This is a genomic window from Chryseobacterium sp. RR2-3-20 (assembly GCF_017808115.1).
Classification (GTDB): domain Bacteria; phylum Bacteroidota; class Bacteroidia; order Flavobacteriales; family Weeksellaceae; genus Chryseobacterium; species Chryseobacterium oryzae.
The window spans coordinates 1-19,857 of the sequence record NZ_JADQBD010000002.1 but is presented as its reverse complement, the minus strand read 5'-3'; the positions used below and the strand labels follow the sequence as shown (position 1 = coordinate 19,857).

Sequence of the window (19,857 nt, the reverse complement as noted above, 5' to 3'; positions counted from 1 at the left end):
ATTCAACCTTACCTAATATGGAACAATATAATGTTGACCAGAAAATTCAGGAGTTTATTGCAAAAATAGAAGCAAAAAACCCGAACGAACCAGAGTTTTTACAGGCTGTAAAAGAAGTTGCAGTTACTGTAATTCCTTTTATTCTAACAAGAAAAGAATATACCGGCATGAAGCTGCTTGAAAGAATGGCTGAAGCTGAAAGAGTTATCATTTTCAGAGTTCCGTGGGTTGATGATAAAGGAGAAATTCAAGTAAACAGAGGTTTCAGAATTCAGATGAACTCTGCAATCGGACCATACAAAGGAGGAATTCGTTTTCATCCTACAGTAAACCTTTCTGTATTAAAGTTCTTAGCTTTCGAACAGGTTTTCAAAAACTCTTTAACGACACTTCCTATGGGTGGTGGTAAAGGAGGTTCAGACTTCGATCCTCAAGGGAAATCTGATATGGAGGTAATGCGTTTTTGTCAGGCATTTATGACAGAACTTTGCAAACATATCGGTCCTGAAACAGATGTACCTGCAGGAGATATCGGTGTTGGAGCTAGAGAAATCGGATATTTATTTGGACAGTATAAAAAAATAAGAAACGAATTTACAGGAGTTCTTACTGGTAAAGGTCTTGCTTATGGAGGTTCGCTTATTCGTCCTGAAGCTACAGGATATGGTGTTGTTTACTTCGCAGAGCAGATGCTAAAAACTATCGGACAAACTTTCAAAGATAAAGTAGTAACAGTTTCAGGATTCGGAAACGTAGCTTGGGGAGTTATTAAAAAAGTAAACGAATTGGGCGGAAAGGTTGTTACCATTTCTGGACCAGACGGTTACATCTACGATAAAGATGGTATCGATGGAGAAAAAATAGAATATTTGCTAGAGCTTAGATCTTCGGGTAACAACAGAGCTGAAGATTATGCTAAAAAATATCCTTCAGCAGAATTCCATGCTGGAAAACGCCCTTGGGAAGTGAAATGTGATGTAGCGATTCCTTCTGCAACACAAAATGAACTCGATTTGGAAGATGCCAAAATTTTAGTAGATAACGGGTGTGTATGTGTAACTGAGGCAGCAAATATGCCTTCAACATTAGATGCGATTAACTACTTCCTAGAGAAAAAAGTATTATTCTCTCCAGGTAAAGCTTCTAACGCAGGTGGTGTAGCAACTTCAGGTTTAGAAATGACTCAAAACTCTATCAGATTAAACTGGACTTCTGAGGAAGTAGATGCAAGACTGAAAGAGATTATGATCGGCATCCATAAAGCATGTAGAGATTACGGAAAAGAAGAAGACGGATACGTAAACTACGTAAAGGGAGCAAATATTGCAGGCTTCGTAAAAGTGGCAGAAGCAATGTTGGCACAAGGAGTAGTATAAAATAAATATAAAGGTCGGAAGTTTTTCCGGCCTTTTTTCTTATAACCTGTCCCGGGTTAATGGGGAAAAGTAAAGTGAAAGAAAAAGCGCGGAAAATTAATTTTCTGCGCTTTTTTGTGGTGATAGATGAGTGATGAAAATTATAGCATTCCAAGTTCAAATTTAGCTTCTTCACTCATCATGTCTTTATTCCAGCTTGGCTCAAAGGTAAGTTCAAGATCTACCTCATTTACATTTTCAACTGCTTTTACCTTATCTTTTACTTCCTGTGGCAGAGTTTCTGCAACCGGACAGTTGGGAGTAGTTAATGTCATGATGATTTTAATATCTGCATCATCCGAAATCTGCACATCATAAATAAGCCCCAATTCGTAAATATCTACCGGAATTTCGGGATCGTAAACGGTTTTAAGAACTCGTATAATTTCGTCACCTATATCTGCGATTTGATCGTCTGTAAATTTCATTATTTAATTTAATCTAAATTCAAATTTCTTTGTAGTAAATCTTCCTGACGCATTCGCCGGAAAATATTTGCCAAAGTTAATACATCTTTTTCACAATAATCAACTATTCTCTGCAAGTCTTTTTCTATGTAGTAAATTGATGAAACCATTGAGCCATCAATATCATCTTTAGGGGTTGGAATTCCAAAAACATGGGCTAAAAGTTCTAAAGAAACAAAACTTTTATAATCCCCGAATTTCCAGAGTTCCATCGTATCAATGTGAGGGATTTCCCAAGGTTTCTTCCCAAACATCTGAAATGGAGAAGGCGGTTGCATTCCGTTGATGAGAAAACGTCTTGCGATCCAAGGGAAATCAAATTCTTTTCCGTTGTGAGCACAAAGAATGACTTCCCGAAGTCTTGGGCTGTTAAAAATTTCTCCAAATTCAAGCAATATTTTTTTCTCGTCATCTCCAGCAAAACTTTTTATTTTTAAAGTTTCATTCTTCTCCAGCATACCAATGCTAATGCAGATAATTTTCCCAAATTCTGCCATTATTCCTGCTTTATCATAAAAATCCTCAGCAGAAATTTCATCTTTACGCTGATATTTGGTTTTCTTGTCCCACAAAGCTTTCTCAGTCTCAGGAATTTCTTGCCAGTTTCCGTATAAAGGAACGGTTTCTATATCAAGAAATAAAACTTTTTCTAAAGGAATATTTTGTATCATATTTGTGTTTTAAAAATTTAATTTTAACCTATTTGAAGCCCGTTTTTTACAGGCAAAGATGGACTTAAAAGGGTTACATTTTTTACATCCTCTCCGTAAACGCCCAAAACAAGGCATTCGCTGAAGAAATTGGCAATTTGCTTTTTAGGAAAATTTACTACAGCTAAAATCTGTTTTCCTATCAATTCTTCTTTTGAATATAGAGAAGTAATTTGTGCAGCAGATTTTCTAATTCCTAGATCTCCAAAATCAATTTCAACCTGATAGGATGGGTTTCTTGCTTTCTCGAAATCTTTGGCAGAAATAATTGTTCCGCTACGGATGTCTAATTTCTCAAAATCCTGCCAGGAAATTTCAGGCTTTATACTCATTATTAGTAAATTGTTTGTGGTGGCTGTTTACACAAAAGTATAAAAAGGCGTATAAAATTAGCGAAAAACAGCTTTAAAAAATGATAAAAAGTTTTAACTTTACTAAAAACACAGCGATATGTTGATAAAAATTTATGGAAGTGCCATCTTCGGAGTTTCAGCTCAAACCATCACCATAGAAGTGAATGTAGATACTGGTGGAGTTGGGTATCATCTTGTTGGTTTACCAGATAATGCCATTAAAGAAAGCAGTTACAGAATTTCTGCTGCATTAAAAAATGTAAGCTACAAAATTCCTGGGAAGAAAATTACGATTAATATGGCTCCCGCAGATTTGCGGAAAGAAGGTGCTGCGTATGATTTGAGTATTGCTATGGGCATTCTGGTAGCTTCAGACCAAATCGTTGCAGAGAATGTACAAGATTATATTATTATGGGCGAACTTTCCTTGGACGGGAGCCTTCAACCTATAAAAGGGGTTTTGCCAATTGCCATTCAGGCTCGGGAAGAAGGTTTTAAAGGAATTATTTTACCAAAACAAAATACTAGAGAAGCTGCAATTGTAAATAATCTTGAGGTATATGGAGTTGAAAATATTAAAGAGGTTATTGATTTTTTTAATGAGGGGAAAGCTTTAGAAAAAACCGTTTTAGATACAAGAAAAGAATTTCAGGAAAAAATTAATCAGTTTCCTTTTGATTTTTCTGAAGTTAAAGGCCAGGAAACAGCCAAAAGAGCAATGGAAGTTGCTGCCGCAGGAGGCCACAACATTATTCTCATCGGTCCTCCCGGAAGTGGAAAAACGATGCTCGCCAAAAGAGTTCCGAGTATTTTGCCTCCGCTCACCTTAAAAGAAGCTTTAGAGACTACAAAAATACATTCTGTTGCCGGAAAAATGGGTGCAGAAACATCATTAATGACGGTTCGTCCTTTTCGTAGCCCTCACCATACAATTTCGGATGTAGCCCTTGTGGGCGGCGGAAGTTATCCTCAACCCGGAGAGATTTCTTTGGCTCACAACGGAGTTTTATTTCTTGATGAAATGCCGGAATTTAAAAGAACCGTTCTCGAAGTGATGAGACAACCTCTTGAAGACCGGGAGGTAACCATTTCGAGAGCGAGATTTACGGTAAATTATCCTTCAAGTTTTATGCTTGTTGCCTCGATGAATCCAAGTCCCAGCGGTTATTTTCCGGATGATCCCAACAATACTTCTTCTGCGTTTGAAATGCAACGGTATATGAATAAACTTTCGGGACCGCTGTTAGACAGAATTGATATTCATGTAGAGGTGCAGAAAGTAGAATTTGAGCAACTTGCAGAAAAACGGAAAGGTGAAAAAAGTGAAGATATACGGAAACGTGTTTTAATCGCACGTGAAATTCAAAATGAACGATATAAAGATTTAAAAATCAGTTATAACGCTCAAATAGGATCTCGCGAGATTGAACAGTTTTGCGAACTTGATGATGCTTCGTTTCAACTTATCAAAATGGCGATGGACAAGCTTAATCTTTCAGCAAGAGCTTACGACAGGATTTTAAAAGTAGCCAGAACAATTGCTGATCTTGAAGAATCTGAAAATATTTTATCACACCATATTTCGGAAGCCATACAGTACAGAAGTCTAGATCGGGAATTTTGGAATGTTTAATAAATATTTAATACATATTAGCTTCCAGAAATTTGATACCAATAGGTGCCATCCGATTGAAGCATTGCGTTTTGGGAAAAACTTACACTATCTAGAATAGAGGTGTATTTAGCTATTTTCAGAGGTGAGTCGGTATAAACTTTTATTGAGCCACTTTTACGATTTACCACGTAAATAATTCTGCCAATATTTGTGTTTGCTGGATCGGGCAATTTAACATTAATAATACCATCAGAATTTTTAATAATGGTATAATCTGAATCCGTAATAGTATAATCTGAACTTATGGTTTTAATAGACATACTAACGCTTCCAGCAACTTGGAGAGAACTGTTTGGAGTAGTTGTTCCAATCCCAATCTTTGCAGAAGCTGTCGCATTATTTATACCATTTATAGCCCCTAAAACCAAAGAGTTGCTTGCCTCAACTCTAGAGTTTTGTCCTATGGCAGTGGCGTTAGAAAGGGTATCTGCAACGTCAGAATTTGTCCCAATAGTGGTATTGCCATTACCAGTCTTGTTAGAGTATGCGGTGTTATATCCTACTGCAACATTATCTTGACCAGAGAGAGAGGCTCCGCTGGAGGATCCAATCATGGTATTGTTGGCTGTAGAGGCGCTTGCGCTTGATGCTGATAGAGCAGCATAACCCAAAGCGGTATTATTAGAGCCTTTCGCAAATTGTCCGGTGCTATTGCCTAATATGTATTTTGTGCGCTATTCCCAGCAGAAGCACCACTATTGACACCAATCATGGTATTGTTATTACTACTGTTTTGAGAACCAGCACTTTCACCAATAAGAATATTGCCGTTGCCAGACAATGTATATCCAGCAGATGCACCAAGGAGAATATTTTGATTTCCATGAGTTCTGGCACCAGCCTGCGAGCCAATCGCTATATTATTATTCATGCCACTATCGGTGTTGTTAAAGGCTTGATTACCAATGGCGATATTGCCTCCGCCAGTGCTTATGTTGTTTGCGGTACTTTCTCCAATAAAAATATTTTGGCTGCCGCTAGATAAAACTCTGCCAGAATAATATCCAATAACGGTATTACTACCGCCAGTCATATAAGCCGCTGCGTTTTGTGCACCCAAGATAACGGCACCAGAGGCATTAATATTGTTGCCAGATCCTGCTCCAAATACTGTACTGTTGCTAAGGTTGGCATTGGTAGATTCAGAATCATAACCAATTATGGTATTGTTAACATCAATTCTCCCAGAACGGTTATTGTAGATCTTAAATTTGAGAGGATTACTGTCATTGGTCCCAATGTAGTTGGTTGCTGCAGATGTACCAGAATTTCCTGTTGTGCTCCAACTGCTTGTAGAAAGTGGGGTTACACGTACCCAAACAGTACCATTCCAATAATGAAATCCTTGAAAATAAGGAGAAGCGTCCGAGATTAGATAGATCAACTGACCATTACTAGAGCCATTAGTAGCTAAAGAATTTACACGAGGAACTAAAATACCGTCATTAGAAGTAACTGTACCAAGATGATTTTTTGCTCTTATATCTAGTGTAGATTCTGGGGTTGTAGTATTTATACCCACTTGTGAAAATATATTTACAGAAATCATTAAGCACGCTGCTATTGATAAATTTTTATTTTTCATCCCTATGTTTTTTAGTATAATAATTCAAAAATAAAAAAAATATGTATTGTTTGTTACTTTAATTTTTGAAAAGTATTTTATCTTTTAAACACACTAATGTTTAATAAAAAACCGCAAAATTTAATTTTGCGGTTTAAATAGATATTTTTTAAAATATTATTTTTTCTTTTTTGCAGGAGTAGCTGTTTTTATTTTAGAAGCACCTGTATCAGCAGGAGTATTTTCATCTCTTACCAATTTCAATTCATCTACTAATCTTCTTGCACCTGCAAATTTATCAATCGTCCAAAGAACAAATCTAATATCAACATTAATTGTCTTTTGCCACTCTTTCTCGAAAACAATATCGCCACTTAAAGCTTCACTGTTCCCGTCAAAAGCAATACCAATAAGGTTTCCGTCTCCATCAATTACCGGAGAACCAGAGTTACCTCCTGTAATATCATTATTAGATAAGAAATTTACAGGCATATATCCCGCTTTGTCTGCGTATTGTCCGTAATCTTTAGCATTATTAAGTGCAATAAGTCTTTGAGGTAAATCGAATTCTTCATCACCAGCTTTGTATTTTGCCACTAAACCGTTCATATCGGTATAATAGTTATCTGTAATACCATGATAATCTCTATCATTTCTCATTGGAAGAGTATCTACAGAACCGTATGTTAATCTCATTGTAGAATTAGCATCCGGATAGAATTTTTTCTCTGGCTGAGCTTTTCTCAAACCATCTAAAAACAGACGGTTGTTTTTTGCGAAGAAATCATCAACCAAAATAAATTTGTCGCTATAATACTTTTGGTCTGTTACAATACCTCTGGCAATTTTTAATAGTGGATCTGCATCCAGCTTCAAACGGTCAGGATTGGCAATAAAATTACTTACAGAAGTTTTATTGGCAAAAATTGAAGAAAATGCAATATTAGAAAGAGTGGTTGCGTTAAGTTCCATTAAAGTTGGAGATGCAACTTCTTTATTTACTCTTGTCTGATAAAGATTTACCATAGAATTCAACATTTCTCCTTCAAGATCTGTATTGATGTTTTCATAAGTAGTCTTTACAGCTTCTTCCAATTTTGGTTTCATAGCAAGTCTTCCTGCCATATCCTGTTTAGCATACGCATCTAGCATTGATGAAAGCTGATATGCAAGAGAAATATACTTAGCATTTCTTGTTAATAAAGAAGAATACATTTTTTCCACATTTCTGTCCGAAACCTGTTTGTAATATTCTCTGATGTTTTCTAAAACACCATCGTACATTTCGTTTCCAGGCTGTAATGCCCAGTTTGCATAAACTTTTTCGAGATTCTGCTTATCTTCAATAGTTCCGTTTTTGTTCACGGCATCAATCGTTCCTTGTCTGTTTTTCCAATAATTGGCAACACTTGCATATTGAGAAGCATAGTTAAGCTGAGTTGCTTTATCTTTATCCATGTACTTCTTCATTACATCCATTGCCATTTTAGAACCTTCAACCCAAGCTGGGTAGTCTTTGGTTACCATCTGTTGGATTCCGTAAGACGTTAAATAACGGTTGGTTCTTCCCGGATAGCCTAAAATCATCGCAAAATCTCCAGGTTTTACACCTTTAAGAGAAACCGGAAGATAATGTTTAGGTTTCAAAGGAACGTTTGTAGGCTTATACTCGGAAGGATTTCCTGCAGCATCTGCATATACTCTGAAAACAGTAAAATCTCCTGTATGTCTTGGCCATTCCCAGTTGTCTGTATCACCACCAAATTTTCCGATTGAGGACGGTGGTGCACCTACTAATCTGATATCTTTATAATCTTGGTATACAAAATAATAAAATTCGTTTCCGTTGAAAAAATCTTTTACGATTACAGTGTACTTTCCGTTTTCGGAATTTTCTGTCTGAATTGCTTTTGTTTCTGCATCAATTACTGCCTTTCTTTGAGCACCCGTCATGTCATTATTCAGTTTAGAATTGATTCTCTGTGTAGCATCATCCATTCTAACCAAAAATCTTACATACAAATCTTTAGCATTAAACTCATCTTTGTCTTTCATTGCCCAAAAACCATTCTTCAGGTAATCTTTTTCCGGCGTAGATGCTGCTGCAACTGCTCCGTAGCCACAGTGGTGATTGGTAAAAATCAAACCTCTGTCTGAAACGATTTCTCCGGTACAAAAACCACCGAAGCTTACAATAGCATCTTTTAAGCTAGAATTGTTTACAGAATAGATTTCTTCAGGAGTTAGATGAAGACCTTTTTTCTGCATATCCACGCCATTTAATCTCTTGATGAGCATCATTAGCCACATCCCTTCGTCTGCCCTCATTTGGACAAAACTCAATAAGAAAGTGAATAGTAAAAATATTCTTTTCATTGTATTAAAAAATTTTTGTGTGGCTAATTTACTAATTTTTGCGGTATTTCAGGTTTAAATGGTATGAAAATGGTTTTCTGCGAATAATGAAAAGGTTTCTTTCTGTTTTTTTTCTTCTTCTTTGTTTTTACTTTACTATTGAATTGCCATTCTGTACAGCGGAAAAATGATAATGTCCAAAGACAGTGGATGTTGGTTTCTTTTAATCAGTTTAAAAAAGCTGAACTGATAAAAAACAGAGCAGAAGTCAATCTCACATCAGAAATTAAAGACCGGAAAATAAATGGCTCCGCATTTATGGGTTGTAACAGAATTTTCTTTAAAATGGAATTTAAAACCAATAACAGAATCGAAATTTCAGGAATCAGAAGTACGTATATGTCCTGCGAAGCAATGGATTTAGAAACAAAATTTTTACAATCTTTTCAAAAAATGTCTCACTATCACATGGATGGTCATTTTCTTATTTTGATTGATAAGCAGGGAAATACAATAAAGTTTTTGGCGGCAGATTGGGATTAATAGATGTCATCAAATTCAGTATTTATAGTCATTTTAAAGTTTTAAAATAGCTTTCTCTTGGAGAAATGAATGGTTAATTTTCGAGGCTATAATTTGAATAAGACGCTATACCTTCGCCGCTTTAATGGTAATTTGTATTTCTTGTATAAAAATGTTATCTTGTGAAACATATAAAACAGGTAGATTTTAATGTTAGAAAAAAAACAGCACAATTACGAAAAATCAGTATTAGTAGGCGTTATCACGCAACAACAGGACGAAGATAAACTGATAGAATATATGGATGAGCTGGAGTTTCTTGCTTTTACAGCAGGGGCTTCTGTTGATCGCCGTTTCACTCAAAAATTAACTCAGCCAGACTCTAAAACTTTCGTGGGCAGCGGAAAAGTTCAGGAAATTAAAGACTATATAAAAGAAAATGAAATAGGAACTGTCATTTTCGATGATGAGCTTTCGCCTTCTCAGCTAAAAAACTTAGAGAGAGAAATGGAAGTTAAAATCTTAGACAGAACCAATCTTATTTTAGATATTTTTGCACAGAGAGCACAAACTTCTTATGCGAGAACTCAAGTAGAATTAGCTCAGTATCAGTATCTTCTTCCGAGGTTAACAAGAATGTGGACTCACCTTGAAAGACAGAAAGGAGGTATCGGGATGAGAGGTCCTGGAGAAACCGAAATCGAGACAGACCGAAGAATTATCCGCGACAGGATTACTTTGCTAAAAGAAAAGTTGAAAACCATCGACAAGCAAATGGCTACCCAAAGAAACAACCGCGGAAAAGTGGTGCGTGTTGCTTTGGTTGGATATACCAATGTGGGTAAATCTACCCTGATGAATGCTTTATCGAAGTCTGAAGTTTTTGCTGAAAATAAATTATTCGCAACACTAGATACTACGGTAAGAAAAGTAGTTATCGGAAACCTACCTTTTCTTCTTACAGACACTGTAGGGTTTATCCGTAAACTTCCTACACAGTTGGTAGAATCTTTCAAATCTACATTGGATGAGGTTCGTGAAGCGGATCTTCTTATTCATGTTGTTGATATTTCGCATGAAAGTTTTGAAGATCATATCGAATCTGTTAATCAGATTTTAATGGAAATCAATGCTCATCAAAAACCGATGATTATGGTTTTTAATAAAATTGATGATTTCAGCTACGAAAAGAAAGACGAAGATGATCTTACCCCAAGTTCTAAAAAGAATATCTCTCTGGAAGAATGGAAAAATACTTGGATGGCAAAATCTAAACATCCAACCGTATTTATTTCTGCACTTACCAAAGAGAACTTCCCGGAAATGAAGAGAATGATTTACGATGAAGTAATGAAAATTCATATTTCCAGATTTCCTTACAACGATTTCCTTTTCGAATATTTTGATAATGATGAGGAAGAAAACGAAAACAAGAAGTAATGAAATGTAAAATTTTCTTCCTTTTGCTAATGATTCCTTTTTTGGGAATTGCCCAAATGAAACTCAATTTAAAAGAAATTGAGAAAGATTTAGGCAATTCCAAATCTCCGTATAATTACGAGAAACTGATATTCAAATTTAAAGGATATCCCAAGTCATTAGACAGCATCGAAGCCCAACATTTGTACTACGGTAGAAATTTTTTAAAAACAAAAGTTTCTGTAACCGATGAGGATTTTAAAAATCTTGCAGACGCTTTTAAAAGCGGAAATTTTGAAGAATGTATTAAATTAGGGAAAATTTTATACGGAAAAGATCCTACAAATCTAGATGTTATTCTTATACTTCTCAGAGCATACGATTCTACAAAAGATGCAGGAAATTTTGTGCATCACCTCAATCAGCTGCGGTTACTTACAGAAGCAATAAAGGATTCTGGGGACGGAAAATCTGAGAAAACACCTTACATCGTAAATTCTGTCGGAGATGAATATATTCTGCTGAATGTTTTAAACGTTGGAAAAGATTTTACAAGAAATTCCACAACGTATAAAGATTCTGTAGTTGATGTTTGGTCTAGAGATGATCAAAAAATTTACATCAAAGTTCTCTATTTAAATTTTTAATATTAATCAAACAACTATTTAACAAAACTTAATTTTGGAATTATATTATTCTTTTTCAGTACTCATTGTACTCGCTTCTATTTTTGCATACATCAATTACCGTTTTCTAAAACTCCCAAGTACAATTGGGATTATGGTAATTGCCATTGTTGTATCTATTATATTGGTGTTTTTCGGACAGAGCTTTCTGCCAAAAACATTCAATCATCTAAATAATTTAATGAACAGTATAGATTTTACTGAGGTCCTAATGGGTGCAATGCTTAATTTTCTTCTTTTCGCAGGAGGAATTCATATCAACATCAACGATTTGAAAGAACAGTTGCGGTCCGTCTTGATATTTTCTACAGCCGGAGTCGTAATTTCTACTTTTATTGTCGGTTTTGGAATGTTTTATCTGCTGCCGTTTGTAGGGATAAATATGCCTTTCATTTATTGCCTTTTATTTGGAGCTTTAATATCGCCAACAGATCCTGTAGCTGTTCTAAGTATTTTGAAACAGGCAAATGTATCAAAGTCTTTAGAAACAAAAGTTGCGGGAGAATCTTTATTTAACGACGGGATGGCGGTTGTTGTTTTCACAGTTGTTCTTCAGCTGGCAATTGGGAAAGAGGTAGATTTGGGAATAGAAAGCATCACTCTTCTTTTGCTGAAAGAAGCCGGAGGCGGTTTGCTTCTTGGAGTGGTTTTAGGATACATTACATCCAGACTTATGCGGGAAGTAGATGATTACATTATTTCTGTACTTGTAACTTTAGCAGTCGTAATGGGAGGTTATCTTGTCGCAAGACAACTTCATATTTCCGGGCCGCTTACTATGGTTGCTGCAGGACTTTTTATGGGTAATTTTAATGTTAAATTTAAGATGAAATCGATTACTCAGGATTATTTAATTAAATTCTGGGAACTGATAGATGAAATATTGAATGCAGTTCTTTTCCTGTTCATTGGTTTCGAATTGTTGATGATTAAAGACCTCAACCACTACATTGTTCCTGGGATGATTGGTATTTTGGTGGTTTTGGTGGCACGTTTCATTTCAATTTGGGGACCTACCAAATTTATGTCTTTCAGAACAAGATTTAGTCCGCAGACGATTAAAGTTCTCTTTTGGGGCGGAATTCGAGGCGGGGTTTCTATCGCTTTGGCAATGTCGATTCCTAAAAGTGAACACAGCAATATTATTTTAAGTATTACTTATTGTGTTGTTGTGTTTTCTATTATTGTTCAGGGACTTACCATTGCTAAAGTTGCCAATCCCAAGCAGATTGCCAAAGAAGAGCAGGAAAAAGAAAGTGTTACTTTAGAATAGGTTTGTTAACGGATTGTATTTCAGACATAAATGGTAAATGAAATTAAAAATGCTCTTGCAGAATTAGCTATTCCTGAAAAAGCAGCATTTCTGCCGAAATTTTTCAAAACCGGAAAAGGAGAATATGGTGAAGGCGACTTGTTTTTAGGGATAAAAGTTCCCGACCAGAGAGCGGTTGCGAAAGAATATTATCTGCAATTAAGTTTAAAGGAAATCAGTGAACTGTTGCAATCTCGATATCATGAACACCGATTAACCGCTTTGTTTATGCTCGTCTTTAAATACGAAAAAACTAAAGACATAGATGTACAAGCTGAAATCGCCGATTTTTATCTGAATCATTTAAAATATATTAATAATTGGGATTTTGTAGACTCCAGTTGCTACAAAATTCTTGGCAGATACGCTTTTGATACTCAAAATGATAATTTACTGAGAAAGCTGTCTTTGTCTGAAGCAATGTGGCATAAAAGGATTGCGGTTGTAGGAACAATGTATTACATCAAAAAAGGTTTCTTTGAGCTCACCAAAGAATTTGTAATGCACAATTTGCAACATCCACATGATTTGATGCATAAAGCCAACGGATGGCTTCTGAGAGAAATGGGCAAAAAAAATGAAGCTGAACTCATTTCATTTTTAAATAAAAATTATCAAGAAATGCCAAGAACGACGCTTCGCTATTCGATAGAGAAGCTAGAGGAGAATCTTCGGCAAAGTTACCTTAAAGGAAGTGTATTGTAAAAATTGTCTTCACCAGAGTATGATATACGATAAAACATTATTTTTGCTTTTTTAATTCATTCGATGAAAATTATTATAAAAACTTTTGCTCTTTTTACGGCTCTGCTTTGTTTAACAAGCTGTTTTGATATTTTGGACAAAGTAAATCTTAAAGCCGACGGAAGTGGCGAATATTCTATCATTATAAACGGCAGCAAAAGCAAAACCAGATTGGCTTCTATTGCTAAAATGGAAACTATTAACGGCAAAAAAGTGCCCAAAAAAGCAGAAATTGAAGCGAAAATAAATGAGGCGGCTAAAATTTTTAAAGCCACACCGGGAATTTCTAATGTGAAAACTTCCATGGATTTTGATGATTATATTCTGAAGCTGAGCTGCACATTCAAGAAAATTGAAAATATTAATGCAGGATTGGAGCAGTTAAAAGCAAAAAATATTCTCGGGAAAATGGTTCCTACGCAGATTTACAGTCATAACCAGGCTAAAAATATTTTTTCTAAAAATAAGGTGAACACTTTTAAAAGCGATTACGAAAAACTCAGCAAAGCAGACAAAGAGGTCTTCAACGATGCAAGATACGTTTCGGTTTTACAGTTCGAAAACAGTATAAAATCCCAATCTAATCCTTCTTACCAAATGTCTCCCAACAAAAAAGCTTTAAAGCAGGAAGGAAATATTCTGGATTTTATTTTTCAGAAAAAGCAAATTCAGAATACCATTCAATTACAGTAATACAGTCAATCATGAAAACTCTATTCTCAAAGACATCGGTTTTATTATTTATTCTTATCAGTACAGTATTTTGGGCTCAAAAAAGCGCAAAACTTCCTGCAGATGCTGTTTTTTATATGGAAATAAATGGCAAGCAGCTTAATAAAAAAATAAACTGGGATAAATTTAACCCGATTTTAAAGGAAATCAATAAAAAAGAAGATAAAAAGAATTCGTGGAAAGATTACTCCAAGACAGGAATCAGATATGATGCAACTCAGTATCATTATGGAACAATTAACGATTCTGTACAATCTTACACCACGCTTTTTACTTTAGAAAATAAGGATAAGTTTCAGGAGTTCATCAATTCAGTGAAAAAACACGGTTTAGAAGTCAGTAAAAAGAACAATTATTCTTATGTAGATATTGAAAATGACATTTTCGTGGCATGGAATGATAAAAAAGCTGTCCTGAAATTCATTAATTATAACAAGAAAGAAAAAAATCTTTGGGAAGATAATGCTGAGGTAGACAGTGCTGTTGCGGCAGTAGATACTGTAGCAATAGACAGCGCATATGCAGAAGTAGAAAAACCGTTCGATTATAAAGAGGAAATTGGGTATCTGAAAGACGATATTAAATATCTGAAAGAAAGTATTAAAGAAAATAATGCAGAAATAGCCAAGATTCAAAAAGATATAAAATATCTGCAGAAACACCACAAATACCCGGAAGAAAAGAAAGAAGATTCTGAAACAACCGACAGTAATTATCAGCACGACAGTGCAGAAGTTTCGCCGCCATTATCTCAGGATGATTATTACGGAAGCGATCAATATGAGTTAGATTCTGTGTATCAAAAACAGCAGGATTCTATCAGTATTGTGAGATTTAAAATGCTGAAAAAGTTTGCAGAAAATGATTTCGACGAATATTTCAGTTCTAATCTGGAACTGGATGTAGACAAAAACATGCTCAGCTTCCGAGATGCTAATTCCGATGCTTTTATTTACGCAGATTACGATAAAATTATCTCCAAAGGTTTGTACGATAAGCTTTACAAAGGCTTTAATTTTATGAGTGCTTTGGGGAAACTTTACAGTTCAGATTCTGCTTACAATTTGTATTTTGATGATGAAAAAGTACGTCTTGTAAACAACCACAGAAATAAAAATCCGGAGCTTCAGAAAAGTATTTCGCAGGTTTACAAAGGCAAAAAGAATAAAAAGCTTGCAGCACTTATTAATGATAAAAGCGTAGGGTATTATACAATGAATATCAACGGATACAAGTATTTTGATATGATGTATGATATGATGCAGAATGCCGGAGACGAAAAGTATCAGAAAGAAATTCAGCTGGTAATGGAAACCATTAAGATTGTCCTGGACGAAGAAGCGATTGCAAAAATTGCTCCCGGAAACGGAATTTTTGTACTGAACGAGCTTAAAACTAAAAATGTAGAATACACAGATTACACGTATGACGACGACTATAATGAAAAAGAAGTTAAGAAGAATAAAGATATTGTAGTTCCGGATTTCACATTTGCATTTGCTACAGAAAACGAGAAGTATTGGAACAGAGTGTTCGATGTCATTACTAACAACAAAGAAATTGCAAAGAAATTTACAAAAGATGGAGATTTTTATGTGTTTAAAGATGAAAAAAACAAAAAAGGCTACATAGACCAGTTGTTTTTTACGGTAAAAGACGGTATTGTTTATTTAACCACTTCCAAAAATACACTTGAGCAGCAAAATCAGTCTGAAATGTCTAAAAAATGGATGAAAGACTCTTCAAAATATCCTTTATCGGGGAGATTAGATATTCAGAAATTGATGTTGGGATTAGATAAAGAATTTAAAAAGAAATCTGAAAGAAAAATGCTTGATGCCGTAAGAAAGAATGTTGGAGAAATGTACTTTAAAACTGAAGTTAAAGACAACAGCATTCAGACCGAGATGAATTATAACATCCGAAACTCTTCCGAAAACAGTCTGATGTATTTCTTCGATCTCTTCGACGAGTTGTATAAAATTTCTGAAGAAGACCAACCAAGCCAGACTTTATAAATGAAGCCGAAAAAAATTGGTCTTGTTCTTATTGTTTTACTTTCTGTAGGAATCTATTTTCTGCTTTATCACAAAGACAAAAGCCTGAAATTTATTCCTGAGAATTCTGATGCCGTTATTTTAATCGACAAAAAAAAACTGATTAGGCAATACATTTCTGCACTTGCAGTTCATCCTTCCGAGTGGTTTGGAAGTCGCAAAAAAGAGCAAAAACAGATTTCAATTTTTAATTCGGGGATTAAAATTCCGGATTATGTACAGATATTTCATCTCAAAAATTCAAAACTGAACGAATGGTACAGTGTTTTTGAAATTGAAAGCCAAGAGAAACTTTCAGCTTTTTTAAAAGGAAGGAAGTTTCAGAACTTAGGAAACAATCTTTACCGAAAAGACTTTTTCTATATTAAAATTGAAAATAATCTGTGTATTGCAGGAACGAGTAAAAACTTAGATATTGTAGGAAAATCTTTTTACGGAAATTCCAGAACCAAAATCCTGAATGCAGATGTGTTTATGGAAGAAGGTATAGGAAGTGTTGCATTTATTTCTGAAAGCAGAACCAGTAATATTTCCATTGAACTGAAAGATAACAGAATCGAATTCAAAAAAGGGGATGGTTATCAACATTTTCTTTCTTTAATTTCAGAATTGAACAAAGAAAATCTTTTCATAAACGCAGATTTAGACCAAGAAAATCTGTCTTTGGTAAGTAGAATTTTCCCAACTATTTCTAAGGATTCTCTAAAGATGAATCGTCTTAAAATGAATGCGAAGCTGGAGCTCAAAAATGATACAATAATTACTTATGGTTACGATGAAGACTTTAACGAAGTGCAGAAGCTAAGTTACCAGAAAATTGTGCAACCCGAATATTTTGTTCAAATTGAGACAAAAAAAAAGGATGAAGTCTGGAATTATTTTAAAAATAAAAAATGGTTGAACGATAAAAATGAATTTGTTGCCATTCCGTTTCAGCCAAATACAGCTTCCAAAACAAAAAATGGCATTGAAATAAAATCGCAGCAAAATTCAGCATTGCCAATAACTCATAAAAACAAAAATTTTGTTTTGGTAAAGAACGATCCTTTATTGTTCTCTCTCTTTAAGGGTCTGAATGATTTTAAACTCCTAAAAAATACAGAATACCTTTTCTACGGAAACGATAAGCAAAGTTTTTTTCTTACCTTGAAGTTTAAAGATAAAGAACTTCCCTTAATTCTTCAATAATTTTAAAATGTGCTCACCGGAAATTGTTGTCCTAAAAAACGTTACACACTATTTTTTACACTTTGGTTTTCCTGCGGTAGTAGCATTTTTATTTTACCGTAAAGATTGGAAGAGGGTTTATCTGATTTTTTTAGCTACAATGCTCGTAGATTTGGATCATCTTTTTGCGGATCCCATTTTCGATCCAGACCGCGGAAGCATAGGTTTTCATTTTTTACACTCGTATTATGCAATAGCGGTGTATTTTTTGCTTTTATTTTTCAAAGGAAATCTGAGACTGATTGGGATTGGTCTTTTATTACACATGTTAACAGATTTTCAGGATTTCCAATGGTGGTGCCATTAGAATAAAAGTATTTTTCTATCTGTATTACGGCAGATTACACAGAATTTTTGTATTTTAGAGACAACTATGAAACTTAAAGAAATCTTTCATTACACGTTTGTTTTTCCGATTATTTCGGTTATTTATTATTTCGCAGGATTATTAGGAACAGGAGCTGTTTTTGATTTGATTGGCGGTGTATTATTAACAGGAAGTGTACTTTCTGCCGTACATCATGCGGAAGTGGTTGCCCATAAAGTTGGAGAACCTTATGGAACAATAATTTTGGCACTCTGTATTACCATTATAGAGGTTGCTCTTATTATTTCTCTTATGGTTGCGGGCGGAGAACAGGCAATTACCTTGGCAAGAGATACTGTATTTGCCGCAGTAATGATTATTCTGAACGGAATTTTAGGAATATGTGTATTAATAGGTGGCGTAAAATATTTTGAGCAGTTTTTTGCCAGAACATCTGCAACTACTTATCTAGTGTGTATTGTTTCTATTTTAGTTATAACATTGGTTCTTCCCAATTTTACATCGAGTGTAAACGGTCCTTTTTATAATAATGCCCAACTGGTATTTGTTTCTATTGCTTGTCTTGTAATTTATGGAGTTTTCTTAATGGTTCAGACCGTTAGACACAGAAGTTACTTTGTGGCATCAGACAGCAATACTCAAGAATATTATATTCCAACAAAAAACCAGGCAATTTTAAGTTTTTTCTTTTTGGTAATTTGCTTAATCATTGTAGTTCTCATGGCGAAAGGTCTTTCTAAAACTATTGAAGATCTTGTACAAAGTATTGGTGCTCCAAAATCCTTAGTGGGAGTAATTATTGCAGGAGTTGTACTGCTTCCGGAAAGTTTAGCGGCAATTAGGGCAGCAAGAAACAATCAGTTTCAGTCGAGTTTAAATCTTGCATTGGGTTCTGCTTTAGCAAGTATAGGACTTAGTATTCCGGCAATTTCTGCGGTAAGTATTATGTTCGATATTCCTCTGGTATTAGGTTTAGACAAAAAAGATATTATTCTGCTTACTTTGTCTGTATTTATCGTAATGCTTTCTCTAAGCCGTGGTAAAACCAATATACTTTACGGAACGGTTTTACTGGTAAATCTGGCGGCATACATTTTTACAGTCGTAGTTCCTTAAAAATTGTCTAACAGCTAATTTTTAAAATTTTCTTGCCATTTCCATTTTGTAGGACATCAATTTGGCGATATTCTCAGATTTGGTTATTGCCATTGAAGCATTTTCTCCTTCAAAATTTTCTGAAATTGTTTCCTTCCAAAGGCTTAGCCATCGGTCGAAATGCTTTTTCTCCATTGCAGTACTCTCATTAATGGGAAAATGTATAGCCATAGGGTTTCCTTTGTAACTCATTTGTCCGAAAAGAATGCTTTCCCAAAAAGAATACATTTTGGGAAGGTGGAGATCCCAATTTACTTTTACTACTTCTTTAAAGAAGAAACCGATAACTTCATCTTTAACCACTTTGGAATAAAAGGAATTTACCAGCAGTTCTATATCTTCTCTTGATTCTAAATTTTTCATTTCAGTTTTAAAAATATTTCCAAATTTAAGGTGAAATTAATATAATTTTCAATGAAAGATAAGATTGTGGTATTGATAAGATTCATAAAAACAATATTTTATCTTTGCATTTCGAAATAAAAAGAAAGTATTGAATTTAGACTTTTATAAAACCCAGGCTCTGCAAAAACAGAAAGAGCATAAAAAATTTTTAGACGGACTCAAAAAGAAACCGCCCAAAAATCTGGACTACATAGTGCAGGAAACCCATGATGAGGTTTTTGAAGTGATTGATTGCCTTCAATGTGCGAACTGCTGTAAAACTACGGGACCTCTATATACAGAGAAAGATATCGAAAGAATATCAAAACATTTGAGAATGAAACAAGCAGATTTCGAGGCTAAATTTCTCAGAACTGATGAAGATAATGATAAGGTTTTGCAAAATCTTCCATGTTTTTTTCTGAATGACGATAATACCTGTTCTATTTACGAAGTGCGTCCCAAAGCCTGTCGCGAATATCCTCACACAGACCGAAAGAAAATTTACCAGATTAATCATCTCATGATTAAAAATACGGTTATCTGTCCCGCCGCATTTCAATTTGTGGAAAAGATGATGAAGAATATTAATAAATAAATTCTTATTAAATAATCATAAAAATATTTGTTTAGCATTTAAAACAAATAATTATTTGATTATCCGTTTTTAATCATAACCCTGTAATGTTAGCAATAATAAGCCTTTCAAAGAGGCTATCTCCAAAATATCTTCGATTTAGCTTGTAGATGAA

At 34.7% G+C, this 19,857-nt stretch carries 20 protein-coding genes; 13 read left to right on the top strand and 7 right to left on the bottom strand.

Features of this window, described 5'->3' with window-relative positions; translation table 11 throughout:
- Positions 1–17 precede the first annotated feature (17 nt).
- Positions 18–1,376 (top strand): NADP-specific glutamate dehydrogenase, encoded by a 1,359-nt coding sequence (gene gdhA / locus IV513_RS00705; protein WP_209388597.1) that lies wholly within the window; start codon positions 18–20, stop codon positions 1,374–1,376.
- 140 nt (positions 1,377–1,516) lie between these two features.
- Here the strand turns inward: gdhA and IV513_RS00700 are convergent, their stop codons facing one another.
- The 3 genes from IV513_RS00700 to IV513_RS00690 are packed head-to-tail and all read right to left on the bottom strand — an operon-like array spanning position 1,517 to position 2,924.
- Positions 1,517–1,843, bottom strand: coding sequence for an SUF system Fe-S cluster assembly protein (locus IV513_RS00700; RefSeq protein WP_209388596.1), 327 nt, complete (start codon positions 1,841–1,843; stop codon positions 1,517–1,519).
- An 8-nt stretch (positions 1,844–1,851) separates the two neighbouring features.
- Complete coding sequence (locus IV513_RS00695) at positions 1,852–2,553, bottom strand: 3'-5' exonuclease (protein WP_209388595.1); 702 nt, start codon at positions 2,551–2,553, stop codon at positions 1,852–1,854.
- A 23-nt stretch (positions 2,554–2,576) separates the two neighbouring features.
- Complete coding sequence (locus IV513_RS00690; RefSeq protein WP_209388594.1) at positions 2,577–2,924, bottom strand: tRNA-binding protein; 348 nt, start codon at positions 2,922–2,924, stop codon at positions 2,577–2,579.
- A 118-nt stretch (positions 2,925–3,042) separates the two neighbouring features.
- On the opposite strand from IV513_RS00690, the gene IV513_RS00685 reads away from it, so the two are divergent.
- Positions 3,043–4,578, top strand: a complete 1,536-nt coding sequence (locus IV513_RS00685) for a YifB family Mg chelatase-like AAA ATPase (protein ID WP_209388593.1) — start codon at positions 3,043–3,045, stop codon at positions 4,576–4,578.
- Between the two features lie 17 nt (positions 4,579–4,595).
- On the opposite strand, the gene IV513_RS00680 is transcribed toward IV513_RS00685, so the two are convergent.
- From IV513_RS00680 to IV513_RS00670, 3 genes are all read right to left on the bottom strand, one after another.
- A complete protein-coding gene (locus IV513_RS00680; RefSeq protein WP_209388592.1) occupies positions 4,596–5,174 on the bottom strand; it encodes a hypothetical protein in 579 nt (192 codons plus the stop codon).
- A 101-nt stretch (positions 5,175–5,275) separates the two neighbouring features.
- Positions 5,276–6,205 (bottom strand): hypothetical protein, encoded by a 930-nt coding sequence (locus IV513_RS00675; RefSeq protein WP_209388591.1) that lies wholly within the window; start codon positions 6,203–6,205, stop codon positions 5,276–5,278.
- 156 nt (positions 6,206–6,361) lie between these two features.
- Entirely contained in the window at positions 6,362–8,560 is a 2,199-nt protein-coding gene (locus IV513_RS00670) for a S46 family peptidase (RefSeq protein ID WP_209388590.1), read from the bottom strand.
- Between the two features lie 189 nt (positions 8,561–8,749).
- Between IV513_RS00670 and IV513_RS00665 the strand changes: the two genes are divergently transcribed.
- The 10 genes from IV513_RS00665 to IV513_RS00620 all read left to right on the top strand — a co-directional run bounded on the left by IV513_RS00665 (position 8,750) and on the right by IV513_RS00620 (position 18,682).
- Complete coding sequence (locus tag IV513_RS00665) at positions 8,750–9,082, top strand: META domain-containing protein (RefSeq protein ID WP_209388589.1); 333 nt, start codon at positions 8,750–8,752, stop codon at positions 9,080–9,082.
- Positions 9,083–9,271: 189 nt separating this feature from the next.
- A complete protein-coding gene (gene hflX, locus IV513_RS00660; RefSeq protein WP_209388588.1) occupies positions 9,272–10,501 on the top strand; it encodes a GTPase HflX in 1,230 nt (409 codons plus the stop codon).
- A complete protein-coding gene (locus tag IV513_RS00655) occupies positions 10,501–11,127 on the top strand; it encodes a DUF4919 domain-containing protein (RefSeq protein WP_209388587.1) in 627 nt (208 codons plus the stop codon). The genes hflX and IV513_RS00655 overlap by 1 nt, the downstream gene beginning before the upstream one ends.
- Positions 11,128–11,161: 34 nt before the next feature.
- Entirely contained in the window at positions 11,162–12,439 is a 1,278-nt protein-coding gene (locus tag IV513_RS00650; RefSeq protein WP_209388586.1) for a sodium:proton antiporter, read from the top strand.
- Between the two features lie 30 nt (positions 12,440–12,469).
- On the top strand, positions 12,470–13,183 hold the full coding sequence (locus IV513_RS00645) for a DNA alkylation repair protein (RefSeq protein WP_209388585.1): 714 nt from the start codon (positions 12,470–12,472) through the stop codon (positions 13,181–13,183).
- A gap of 63 nt (positions 13,184–13,246) precedes the next feature.
- Positions 13,247–13,915 (top strand): hypothetical protein, encoded by a 669-nt coding sequence (locus IV513_RS00640; protein ID WP_209388584.1) that lies wholly within the window; start codon positions 13,247–13,249, stop codon positions 13,913–13,915.
- An 11-nt stretch (positions 13,916–13,926) separates the two neighbouring features.
- Positions 13,927–15,972, top strand: coding sequence for a hypothetical protein (locus IV513_RS00635; RefSeq protein WP_209388583.1), 2,046 nt, complete (start codon positions 13,927–13,929; stop codon positions 15,970–15,972).
- Positions 15,973–17,199 carry a hypothetical protein gene (locus tag IV513_RS00630; protein ID WP_209388582.1) on the top strand — a complete coding sequence of 409 codons (1,227 nt, stop codon included), beginning with the start codon at positions 15,973–15,975 and terminating at the stop codon, positions 17,197–17,199.
- A 7-nt stretch (positions 17,200–17,206) separates the two neighbouring features.
- Positions 17,207–17,545 (top strand): DUF6122 family protein, encoded by a 339-nt coding sequence (locus IV513_RS00625; RefSeq protein WP_209388581.1) that lies wholly within the window; start codon positions 17,207–17,209, stop codon positions 17,543–17,545.
- 66 nt (positions 17,546–17,611) lie between these two features.
- Positions 17,612–18,682: a calcium:proton antiporter gene (locus tag IV513_RS00620; RefSeq protein ID WP_209388580.1), complete on the top strand. Its 1,071-nt coding sequence runs from the start codon at positions 17,612–17,614 to the stop codon at positions 18,680–18,682.
- A 21-nt stretch (positions 18,683–18,703) separates the two neighbouring features.
- On the opposite strand, the gene IV513_RS00615 is transcribed toward IV513_RS00620, so the two are convergent.
- A complete protein-coding gene (locus IV513_RS00615) occupies positions 18,704–19,084 on the bottom strand; it encodes a group III truncated hemoglobin (protein WP_209388579.1) in 381 nt (126 codons plus the stop codon).
- Between the two features lie 130 nt (positions 19,085–19,214).
- Here IV513_RS00615 and IV513_RS00610 point away from each other — a divergent pair, with 130 nt between their 5' ends.
- On the top strand, positions 19,215–19,703 hold the full coding sequence (locus IV513_RS00610; protein WP_209388578.1) for a YkgJ family cysteine cluster protein: 489 nt from the start codon (positions 19,215–19,217) through the stop codon (positions 19,701–19,703).
- Positions 19,704–19,857: the final 154 nt, after the last annotated feature.

What these genes read in the sequence shown, in the direction of transcription:
- IV513_RS00655 (WP_209388587.1), top strand. Translation starts at nt 10,501, where the DNA reads ATGAAATGTAAAATTTTCTTCCTTTTGCTAATGATTCCTTTTTTGGGA.
- IV513_RS00630 (WP_209388582.1), top strand. Translation starts at nt 15,973, where the DNA reads ATGAAGCCGAAAAAAATTGGTCTTGTTCTTATTGTTTTACTTTCTGTA.
- IV513_RS00695 (WP_209388595.1), bottom strand. Translation starts at nt 2,553, where the DNA reads ATGATACAAAATATTCCTTTAGAAAAAGTTTTATTTCTTGATATAGAA.
- IV513_RS00700 (WP_209388596.1), bottom strand. Translation starts at nt 1,843, where the DNA reads ATGAAATTTACAGACGATCAAATCGCAGATATAGGTGACGAAATTATA.
- IV513_RS00640 (WP_209388584.1), top strand. Translation starts at nt 13,247, where the DNA reads ATGAAAATTATTATAAAAACTTTTGCTCTTTTTACGGCTCTGCTTTGT.
- IV513_RS00620 (WP_209388580.1), top strand. Translation starts at nt 17,612, where the DNA reads ATGAAACTTAAAGAAATCTTTCATTACACGTTTGTTTTTCCGATTATT.
- IV513_RS00615 (WP_209388579.1), bottom strand. Translation starts at nt 19,084, where the DNA reads ATGAAAAATTTAGAATCAAGAGAAGATATAGAACTGCTGGTAAATTCC.
- IV513_RS00645 (WP_209388585.1), top strand. Translation starts at nt 12,470, where the DNA reads ATGGTAAATGAAATTAAAAATGCTCTTGCAGAATTAGCTATTCCTGAA.
- hflX (WP_209388588.1), top strand. Translation starts at nt 9,272, where the DNA reads ATGTTAGAAAAAAAACAGCACAATTACGAAAAATCAGTATTAGTAGGC.
- IV513_RS00670 (WP_209388590.1), bottom strand. Translation starts at nt 8,560, where the DNA reads ATGAAAAGAATATTTTTACTATTCACTTTCTTATTGAGTTTTGTCCAA.
- IV513_RS00625 (WP_209388581.1), top strand. Translation starts at nt 17,207, where the DNA reads ATGTGCTCACCGGAAATTGTTGTCCTAAAAAACGTTACACACTATTTT.
- IV513_RS00675 (WP_209388591.1), bottom strand. Translation starts at nt 6,205, where the DNA reads ATGAAAAATAAAAATTTATCAATAGCAGCGTGCTTAATGATTTCTGTA.
- IV513_RS00690 (WP_209388594.1), bottom strand. Translation starts at nt 2,924, where the DNA reads ATGAGTATAAAGCCTGAAATTTCCTGGCAGGATTTTGAGAAATTAGAC.
- IV513_RS00635 (WP_209388583.1), top strand. Translation starts at nt 13,927, where the DNA reads ATGAAAACTCTATTCTCAAAGACATCGGTTTTATTATTTATTCTTATC.
- IV513_RS00685 (WP_209388593.1), top strand. Translation starts at nt 3,043, where the DNA reads ATGTTGATAAAAATTTATGGAAGTGCCATCTTCGGAGTTTCAGCTCAA.
- IV513_RS00665 (WP_209388589.1), top strand. Translation starts at nt 8,750, where the DNA reads ATGTTGGTTTCTTTTAATCAGTTTAAAAAAGCTGAACTGATAAAAAAC.
- gdhA (WP_209388597.1), top strand. Translation starts at nt 18, where the DNA reads ATGGAACAATATAATGTTGACCAGAAAATTCAGGAGTTTATTGCAAAA.
- IV513_RS00680 (WP_209388592.1), bottom strand. Translation starts at nt 5,174, where the DNA reads ATGATTGGATCCTCCAGCGGAGCCTCTCTCTCTGGTCAAGATAATGTT.